We start from the raw sequence: 8897 nt of genomic DNA on the forward strand, positions 1-8897 counted from the left end.
TTCTCACCCCAGGAGTGCTGGAACTACTTCCACGCGGCAGGGTATGTATCAGGTTAATACAGAAACGCTTTAAGCAATACGAACCATCTCAGTTAATGGGCCATGCCAAACGGCCAGGTTTCAGCCAAAAGCTTCGGCATGATCGTTTCTACAAATTGCTCCGGCGTTGCGCCCGCAAATAGATACTGTGCTTTTCCGTCTACGACCAAGTTCGCCATGCCATGGATCGACGACCAAACCACGAAAATCTCGGCCATATTGTCTTCCACAGCGCCTTTTTGACGCGTGATCGCGGCTGCAAAACCTGACAACGCACGGGTGGCAGCCGCCACATAGCGGGGGTTGTCGCGATCGACGAGATCAGGTCGGAACATCAGCCGGAACCGCCCAGCATGGGCCAGCGCGAAGCTGACATAAGCAATCGCCATTTGCCGCAGATCGGCAATAGGGTCATCAGTCGGTATGACCGCGTTCAGCGACGCGCCAAGGCTATCATAGCCTAGCAGAGCCACCTCTGTCAGCAGCCCCGAGGTGGAACCGAAGTGGTGCGCGGGTGCACCGATTGATACACCTGCACGCCGTGCAGCCTCGCGCAGCGAGAGGCCCTCGATCCCGCGGTCGCGGATGATGCCATCGGTCGCTTCGATCAACGCCACCCTCAAATTTCCGTGATGGTAGCCGGATTTCCCGGAGATGGAATCACTGTGCATCTATGCAGTGCTCAATTCTTGTGTTACGCGCCGTATCTTCACCGCGCTCCTGATAGTAACGAGGATACGACTAGAATGAAACACCGACTGATAGCGGCTTAAAACTAGGGATTTTCGCGTTCTTTTGCCTTTGCGGCGCTGGAGCGGGCTGACAAGATCGAAGCAACAGCTCCGTTGGGCGGGCCTCGTAAAGCTGTTAAACCGTTTTGTTAATGCCTTGGTGCCACTAACTCTTGATGGGATAAACCGAGCTTGCATTCGAAGCTCTATATGCAACCTACGTGCGGTTTGCACCTGTGGGATTTCATCTGCGCAGATTTCTCGACTGTTCCAGCAACGGGGCGTCTTTTGGTTCAAGGGCTCTTCATCTGTGCAGGAGTCGCGTTGCCCCCGGAAAAACAGCTGAAACTCTGAGCATTGGAAAGGTTGAGTCTTCCTGGCAGCACCTTGATTGGGTCCACATATCGCGACTGCGTCCCGCTGCTTCGACTTTTTCCGAACACCAGACGCTGCGCTTGACTAGGCACATAGCTGGGCAGGCTCCTGTGACATTTTCCGTTCAAAACCGGCCATGCCATCTGGCGACGATCCATGCACGAAGGCTACTTTTATGAAATTCAATATCTCTGCGGTCATTTCCCTGACGCTTCTGGCGTCTTTGTCTCCAGCATTCGCACAGGTGGGCGATCCGGGCGAAAGCCTGCGCCCGGCCAAATTGATGGTCCTGGAAGAGGCCGCCGACTTCGTCGAGCGGCGGTTTTTCGGGCGAATCGCGGCCAGATCGACCGTTGATCTGTCCTTTCGGGCGGGCGGCCAGATTGAGGAACTGCCTATCCGACAAGGCCAGTTTGTCGAAGCGGGCACTCTTCTGGGACGACTTGATCGCGGTCCCTTCGAACGCGCCGTGAATGAGGCGCAGGTACAGCTTAATCAGGCCGAACGGCAGTTGGCACGTCTCAGTGAATTGGGGGCGGGCGTCGTAGCCCTAGCTGAAATCGAGAATGCCCAGAGCACACGTGACGTGGCACAGGTGGCCTATGAGGATGCATTGGACAGCCTGAACTATGCCACGATGCAAGCTCCCTTCGACGCGCTCATCTCGCAGCGACTGGCGGATCAATATGCGACAGTTGCGGCGGGCGAACCCGTCGTTCGAGCACATGACATGAGCGAAATCCAGGTTCACATTCAGGTGCCGGAAATCCTGTTCCGCCAGTTCGGCGGCCAGCTGGAGTTTCAGGCCAGCGCGCAGATGGTCGTCGACGGCCCTCTTTATCCATTGGAATACCGCGAGCTGACCGCCGAGGCTGCCGAAGCGGGCCAGACCTATCGCGTAGCCTTCGCGTTCGGCGAGGATCAGCCCGAAAATCTGTTGCCGGGGGCCTCGGCCACGGTTCAGGTCACCGTCCAGCGCCCGGGCTCGGACAGCGTCGTGACGCTGCCGGCCAGTGCGCTGCGCTATGCGCCCGATGGCCGCCCTCAGGTGCTGGTTTATCGCCCCGATGACGCCGACCCCGATCGCGGCACGCTGGCCAGTCGCAGCGTCACGATCGAACCCGCCGGGGGCACCAGGTTTTACATGCTGGACGGTCCCGAGCCGGGCGTGACCATCGTCGCCTCGGGCGCGGCGATGCTGGCTGACGGGACGCGGGTAGGCCGCTTTACTGGTCTGTCCAACGACAATGGTCCTACGCCCGAGGCGTCGCAATGAACCTAGCACGTAAGGCGATCGACGCGCCGCTTCTGACTTGGCTTTTGATTCTCGGCTGCCTTCTGGGCGGCCTGTGGGGGTATGCGACCGTAGGCCGGCTGGAGGACCCGAGCTTTACCATCAAGCAGGCGGTGGTGATCACCTCCTATCCCGGGGCCTCGGCGGAACAGGTCGCCCGCGAGGTCAGCGAGCCCCTAGAATCCGCGATCCAGCAGATGGCCTCGCTGGACACGGTGACCTCGTCGAACAAGCCCGGCTCATCGCGCATCGATGTCGAAATCCTGTCTACGGTCAGTGGGGCCGAGCTGCCGCAGGTCTGGGACGAGCTGCGCAACCGCGTGGCCGATGCCGGTGCCCAATTGCCCGAAGGCGCGAACCTGCCGGTCGTAAACGACGATTTCGGCGATGTGTTCGGGATCTTCATGGCGGTGACCGCGCCCGGGTTTTCGGATGCCGAGATCCACGAGATCTCGACCTATCTGCGGCGCGAGATCCTAACGGTCGAGGGCGTGTCGAATGTGGCCATCGCCGGTTTGCCGGAAGAGGCGGTCTATGTCATGCCAGACATGGCCATCGCATCCAATCTGGGTGTCCCGCCCGGCGCTTTGATCGACCAGATCAGCGCGGCGGCAGCCGTGTCACCCTCGGGGTCTTTGGCGGCGGACGGCAACCGCTTCGGGATCGACGTGCCGCGCGGCACCAACAGCGTCGATGCGCTGCGCGAGCTGACCGTGAACGTGGGAACCTCGGTATTTCAGATGACCGACATCGCCACGGTCGAACGCGGTCGCGTTCCCACCCCGCGCGAAATCATCCGCTTTGACGGGCAAGAGGCGTTCACGCTTGGCATAGCGGGTGTGTCGTCGCAGAACATCGTCGATATCGGCATGCGCGTCGATGCCAAGATAGCCGAACTGTTGCGGGAGCTGCCCCATGGCGTGCAGCTCCACCCCATTTATCAGCAACATCTGGTCGTGGACGAATCCTCGTCCGCATTTCTGGTCAATTTGGCGATGTCGGTGGCGCTGGTGGTGGTGGTGCTGGCGCTCTTTATGGGATGGCGGTCGGCGGTCGTCATCGGATCGACGCTGTTTCTGAACGTGATCGGAACGTTCTTCTTCATGTCGCTTGGCGGGATAGAAATGGAGCGGATCTCGCTTGGCGCGCTGATCATTGCGATGGGGATGCTGGTCGACAATTCGATTGTCTTGGCCGAATCGATGCAGATCAAGATGGCCTCGGGCAGCTCGTCCCGCGACGCCGCCGAGGATGGCGCGAAGCGGGTCCAGCTGCCGCTGCTGGGCGCGACGGTGATCGGCATCATGGCCTTTGCCGGCATCGGCCTGTCGCCGGATGCGACGGGCGAGTTCATGTTCTCGCTGTTCGCGGTGGTGGGGATCTCGCTGCTGCTGTCCTGGGTACTGGCGCTCACCGTCACGCCGCTTCTGGCCCATTACGTCTTCAAGCGCGGCAAGGGCGACGGTGAGGGTGGCGATTACAATGGCCCAGTCTTTCGGGCCTATCGCACGGTACTGGGTGGGGCGCTGAGGGCGCGCTGGCTGTTTCTGGCGGCGATGATCGTCATCACCGTGCTGTGCTTTCGCGGCTTTGCCTCGGTGCCCCAGCAGTTCTTTCCCGACAGCAGCACGCCGGTCTTTTATGCGCATTACAAACTGCCGCAGGGCAGCGACATCCACAGCGTGTCGGACGACATGCGCAAGGCCGAGGAATGGTTGCTGCAGCGCGACGAGGTGACGTCGGTCGCGACCTTCGTAGGCTCGGGGGCGACGCGCTTCATGCTGACCTATTCCCCAGAAGAGGCGCTGCCCAGCTATGGCCATCTGATCATCCGTACCGCCACGACCGAAACGATCCCGCGGCTGTTGGAGGATCTGAACGAATTTGGTCGCGAAACGCTGCTTGAGGGCGAGTTCCGGACCGAACGTCTGGCCTTTGGTCCCGGCGGCGGCGCGCCCATTCAGGCGCGGATTTCGGGGCCCGATCCAAAGGTTCTGCGCGCGCTGGCCGATCTGGTCAGCACCACGCTGACCCGGCAGGATGCGGGATTGATTGATATCCGGACTGACTGGCGCGAATACGAGCCCGTGCTGATCCCAGAATATGCCACGCAGCGCGCGCAGACGGCCGGGATTTCGCGCGCCGATCTGTCAGATGCCGCGCTGATGGCGACCGAGGGCCTGCCCGTCGCGATCTATCAGGAAGCCGACAGGCAGATCCCGATCCGCCTGCGCGGCAGCGGCGCCAATCCCGATCTCGCCCAGCAGATCGTCTATTCCGAGGCTGCCGAGGATTACGTCAGCATGGAGCAGCTGATCGAACGCGTTGGATGGGAGCCCCGCGACACCCTTATCCAGCGCCGCGACCGGGTTCCGACGATCACGGTCGAGGCGGGGATCCCCACAGGGGGCAATGCATCCGATGTCTTTTCTACCATCCGCGCCCCGGTCGAGGCAATCACCATGCCCGATAGTTATGTCCTCGAATGGGGAGGGGAATATGAAAACAGCACCGACGCGCAACGCAGTCTGGGCCAGCAATTGCCGGCTTCACTTCTGATCATGGTGCTGATCTCGATCCTTTTGTTTGGCAAGCTGCGCCAGCCGCTGATCGTGTGGCTTCTGGTGCCCATGGCCGTCAACGGAGTGGTGATCGGTCTTCTCATCACCGGCCTGCCATTCTCCTTCACCGCGCTTCTGGGGCTGCTGTCACTGTCGGGGATGTTGCTGAAGAACGGCATCGTATTGGTCGAGGAGATCGATCTGGTTCGGGCAGAGGGCATGCCCTTCCGAAAGGCGATCATTGAAGCATCGACATCAAGGCTGCGCCCGGTCGTGCTGGCGGCGGTCACCACAATCCTGGGGATGGCTCCGCTGTTGTGGGATCCATTCTTTGCCTCGATGTCGGTGACCATCATGGGCGGTCTGGCCTTCGCAACTATCCTGACCCTGATCGCCGCGCCGGTCCTCTATTACGTGTTGTTTAGCAAGGAAAGAAAAATGGAGGAAGGCGGGAGTGCTAATCCGGTCGGGGCAAGCGGATGATGCGCGGCCTTGCGGCGAATGGGGCTGCCTTCAGGTCACCCATGACAGCACCTGCTGAGAGGCTTCGTGGCGCTAGCAGACTCCGGCAGCAATGCGCGTCCCGCAAATCGGGTGCAGATCAGCGGTAACGGCCTGCGGGACGTGTTTGATAGACAGCCAGCGGCGGCTGGAACAATGGATAATGGGAGAACTGGAATGACCAACGCTCAAGGGTGCTTGCACGCGAACAGGGCATCCTGCCTTTTGATTATGGCCATCACCCTGTTCCTTGGCGGGTGCGCTGCCAGACCCGGTCCTGAGGTTCTGCGAACGATCGAGGCGCGCGTTCCCGGCGCGCAGACCGTCACCATCTATGCCGCCACGACCCGTGAGCGGGCGGCTGAGAACGCTAATGTCTTCACCTCGGGGCGTGCCAGCCAGCCGAACTACTCGTCCTTCGATATCTCGGTGCCGCCCAACCATCAGCCAGGCGTGATCGAATGGCCGGACGAAGAGATCGACCCGCAGACCAGCTTTGCCACGGTCGGGCAAAGCATCCTGACCCGGCAGGGCTTCCTGCAAAAGGTCGCCGCATCGCAAGACAGCAGAAAGGACGTGCTCATCTTCGTGCACGGCTATAACTACAACTTTCCCGAGGCGCTGTACCGGCTGACCCAAATGACGGTCGATGCCGATCTGGACAACACTCCGATCCTGTTCGCCTGGCCTTCTCAGGCTGCCATTGCGGGCTATGTGGCCGACAAGGAATCCGTTACCTATTCGCGCGATGCGCTGGCCGATCTGCTGGCGGCGCTGGCGCGGGACCAGCGCATCGGCACGATCACCGTCTTTGCCCACTCGATGGGCGGCTGGCTGACGGTCGAGGCGTTGCGCCAGCTGCGCCTGTCGGGGCAAAATGACATCCTTGACCGCCTGACCGTCGTGCTTGCGGCGCCCGATATCGACGTCGATGTGTTCCGCGCGCAGATGCAGGTCCTCGGCCCGATGACGCAGCCGATGGCAGTGCTGGTCTCGCCCGATGACCAAGCCCTGCGCGTCAGCAACCGGCTGAGCCGCACCCGCATGCGCGTCGGCGCGCTGGACATCACCGACCCGGCCGTGCAGCAGGCCGCGCGAGAGGCTCGCTTGGCGATCATCGACATCTCCAGCCTCGAGGCTTCGGACGGCCTGAACCATGACCGGTACGTCAGGCTGGCCTCCTTCTACGCCAATCGGGGGCGGGAGGGAGGAGACGGCCCTGGCCCTAGTCTTCGCCGCACAGGGGCCTTTGTATTCAACACGGTCGGCGCCACCCTTTCCAGCCCATTCTCGATCGTGGGCGAGGCTTTGGCGGGTGAGTAGGACCATCCCGCAGACCCGGCGTGGACGACGGTGGCTTGCCGGGGCTGCCTTCACGCTTGTCGTGCTGATCGCCGCAGCCCTGGTGGGGCTGGCCCTGAGGTATCAGCTGGATGGATTCGCGCGCTGGTTCTGGATCCTTGCCGTCGGCGTGACGGCCCTTGCCATTCTGGCGCTTCGGGCCGCCGGGCGACGCGGCGCGAGCCGGGCGGTGCTGCTGCCCCTCGTCGCCGTGGCTTTGGGATGGTGGCTGACGATCCGGCCCTCGGGCGATCGGGACTGGGCGCCAGATGTCGCCCATGGCGTGACCGCGCGGATCGAGGGGCAGACCGCCATTCTGGAGAATGTCCGCAATTTCGAGTGGCGCAGCGAACAGCATTTTACCCCGCACTGGGAAACGCGCCGCTATGATATCGGCGCGTTGTCCTCAGTCGATCTAGCAACATCGACATGGGGCAATCCAGCCATCGCCCATACGCTGATCAGCTTCGGCTTTTCTGACGGCGCCTTCCTGACCTTTTCAGCCGAGATCCGGCGAGAGCGGCACGAATCCTTTTCCGAGATCGGCGGCTTCTTCAAGAAATTCGAACTGGTGATGATTGCCGCCGACGAAGCGGACATCCTTCGGCTGCGGACCACCATGCGCCGCGAGGATGTCGCCCTGTACCCGTTGGACCTGACAGCGTCGCAACGCCGGGCGCTGTTCCTGACCTATCTGGACAAGGCGAACCAGCTGGCCGCGCAGCCCGCCTTCTATCATACGATTACCGCCAACTGCACCACGATCATCTTTCAACTGGCCCGGGTGGTCGAGCCGGGCATCCCGATGGACTGGCGCATCCTTCTATCCGGCTATCTGCCAGATTACCTGCATGACCATAGGGTGACCGGCGCCGGGCTGCCGCTAGAGGAGGTCAGGACTGACGCCCGTATCAGCGCCAAAGCACAGCAGGCCGACCCCGCCATTCCCTATTCCATTGCCATCCGTGCCGAGGATCCCCCCCGGCGCTGACCGTCGCCTTGCTTCCGCCGTTATCCTCGACTTTTCTTTCCTTCGCAAAACATAGAGGGTGTCATCCCCGGATTTCGTACGCCCGAGGGAAAGAGCGGAAGTTTGCGGTGAGCGGTGGCAATGCCGACTGAACTTTGCAACGGCATGAAGATAGGATCGTTGTGTGGCCGGCGACAGGTTGCGAAGCGTCATGTCGTCGATCATACGGCGACGCAGCGGGCTAACCGCTGATGTGGCATCAGCCATGGGATGGTCTCCTGATCAAAGGTTGGTCTCAGCAACCAAACCTTCTCATCAGGAGGCCATTCCCGCCAAGAGCGACGCCCTCCCGCGTCAGCGGGTTCGTTCAATCCCATGATTCCGGTTTTTGCAGAAACGCTTTAATCGCTTTCTCTGGGTTACGTCCGTTCGGAACTTCCCAAGACCAGGCCGCTGATCGCCGCTTGGAGGCCCCGCCGTCGCCAAACCAGACGCAATGCGCGGAATTGCGCAACCAGCTGACTTGCCTCGCATTTTCTTTCACGCCTTCGTTTGGACGCAACCACACCGAGTTGCTCGAATGGAGGAAGACATGAAACGGAACTGCATGACCCAGAAGGAACTCGCCGACCGCTGGACCATCTCGCACCGCACCCTGGAGCGGTGGCGGTGGGCTGGCGAAGGCCCGGCATACATGAAGCTCGGCGGACGCGTCGTGTACCGCGTCAGCGACATCGAGGCGTTCGAACAAGAGGTCATTCACTCCACGGCTGACCAGCGGATCGCCGCGTCCTGACGCCATTCCCGACCTCTCGAATGCGCGTCACACTCCAACGCTCTGATTTGCGACGCATTTCGATTGCACCACCTTCCCGGCTCGGCTAGCCTCGGCTCATGCCCAGTAAATGGGCGCGCATAGTTAGCGTGCGCATCGCCCGAGCCGGGAGAGCGTGATGGAGAACGACAGGTCGGAACTTCGCTGGGGCGTCGAGCAGCGCCTCGAGTTCATAGATGTTGATTTCCACCCAGAACTGAGCCGGGTAAGCGCATAATTTCCACTGAGAAGTGAGCCATGTGAACCTTCC

Annotated in this window: 8 protein-coding genes; 5 read left to right on the forward strand and 3 right to left on the reverse strand. The window is 61.4% G+C overall.

Annotation, left to right across the window (positions count from 1 at the left end; genetic code table 11):
• Window positions 1-92: 92 nt before the first annotated feature.
• A complete protein-coding gene (locus FHD68_RS15740; protein WP_127898214.1) occupies window positions 93-710 on the reverse strand; it encodes a TetR/AcrR family transcriptional regulator in 618 nt (205 codons plus the stop codon).
• 610 nt (window positions 711-1320) lie between these two features.
• On the opposite strand from FHD68_RS15740, the gene FHD68_RS15745 reads away from it, so the two are divergent.
• From FHD68_RS15745 to FHD68_RS15760, 4 genes are all read left to right on the forward strand, one after another.
• Complete coding sequence (locus tag FHD68_RS15745; RefSeq protein ID WP_164871408.1) at window positions 1321-2421, forward strand: efflux RND transporter periplasmic adaptor subunit; 1101 nt, start codon at window positions 1321-1323, stop codon at window positions 2419-2421.
• Window positions 2418-5483, forward strand: coding sequence for an efflux RND transporter permease subunit (locus FHD68_RS15750; RefSeq protein ID WP_127898212.1), 3066 nt, complete (start codon window positions 2418-2420; stop codon window positions 5481-5483). The genes FHD68_RS15745 and FHD68_RS15750 overlap by 4 nt, the downstream gene beginning before the upstream one ends.
• A 66-nt stretch (window positions 5484-5549) precedes the next feature.
• Window positions 5550-6824: an alpha/beta hydrolase gene (locus tag FHD68_RS15755; protein ID WP_208863789.1), complete on the forward strand. Its 1275-nt coding sequence runs from the start codon at window positions 5550-5552 to the stop codon at window positions 6822-6824.
• On the forward strand, window positions 6817-7833 hold the full coding sequence (locus tag FHD68_RS15760) for an Lnb N-terminal periplasmic domain-containing protein (protein ID WP_205963140.1): 1017 nt from the start codon (window positions 6817-6819) through the stop codon (window positions 7831-7833). Before FHD68_RS15755 ends, FHD68_RS15760 begins: the two co-directional genes overlap by 8 nt.
• Here the strand turns inward: FHD68_RS15760 and FHD68_RS19935 are convergent.
• The gene (locus FHD68_RS19935) at window positions 7726-8079 is read right to left on the reverse strand and encodes a phage integrase N-terminal SAM-like domain-containing protein (protein WP_205963139.1); all 354 of its coding nucleotides are present in this window, start codon (window positions 8077-8079) and stop codon (window positions 7726-7728) included. The two genes, FHD68_RS15760 and FHD68_RS19935, sit on opposite strands and share 108 nt — an antisense overlap.
• Window positions 8080-8419: 340 nt before the next feature.
• Between FHD68_RS19935 and FHD68_RS15770 the strand changes: the two genes are divergently transcribed.
• On the forward strand, window positions 8420-8608 hold the full coding sequence (locus tag FHD68_RS15770) for a helix-turn-helix transcriptional regulator (RefSeq protein WP_240542513.1): 189 nt from the start codon (window positions 8420-8422) through the stop codon (window positions 8606-8608).
• A gap of 85 nt (window positions 8609-8693) precedes the next feature.
• On the opposite strand, the gene FHD68_RS19410 is transcribed toward FHD68_RS15770, so the two are convergent.
• Window positions 8694-8897, reverse strand: a 204-nt coding sequence (locus FHD68_RS19410) for a hypothetical protein (RefSeq protein ID WP_208863790.1), incomplete at its 5' end; no start/stop codon positions are given.

The organism is Paracoccus marcusii (genome assembly GCF_006151785.1).
Classification (GTDB): Bacteria; Pseudomonadota; Alphaproteobacteria; order Rhodobacterales; family Rhodobacteraceae; genus Paracoccus; species Paracoccus marcusii.

Bases quoted from the DNA above. Each gene is read 5' to 3' on its own strand.
- FHD68_RS19935 (WP_205963139.1), bottom strand. From the start codon at position 8,079: ATGGCTGATGCCACATCAGCGGTTAGCCCGCTGCGTCGCCGTATGATC.
- FHD68_RS15770 (WP_240542513.1), top strand. From the start codon at position 8,420: ATGACCCAGAAGGAACTCGCCGACCGCTGGACCATCTCGCACCGCACC.
- FHD68_RS15750 (WP_127898212.1), top strand. From the start codon at position 2,418: ATGAACCTAGCACGTAAGGCGATCGACGCGCCGCTTCTGACTTGGCTT.
- FHD68_RS15740 (WP_127898214.1), bottom strand. From the start codon at position 710: ATGCACAGTGATTCCATCTCCGGGAAATCCGGCTACCATCACGGAAAT.
- FHD68_RS15745 (WP_164871408.1), top strand. From the start codon at position 1,321: ATGAAATTCAATATCTCTGCGGTCATTTCCCTGACGCTTCTGGCGTCT.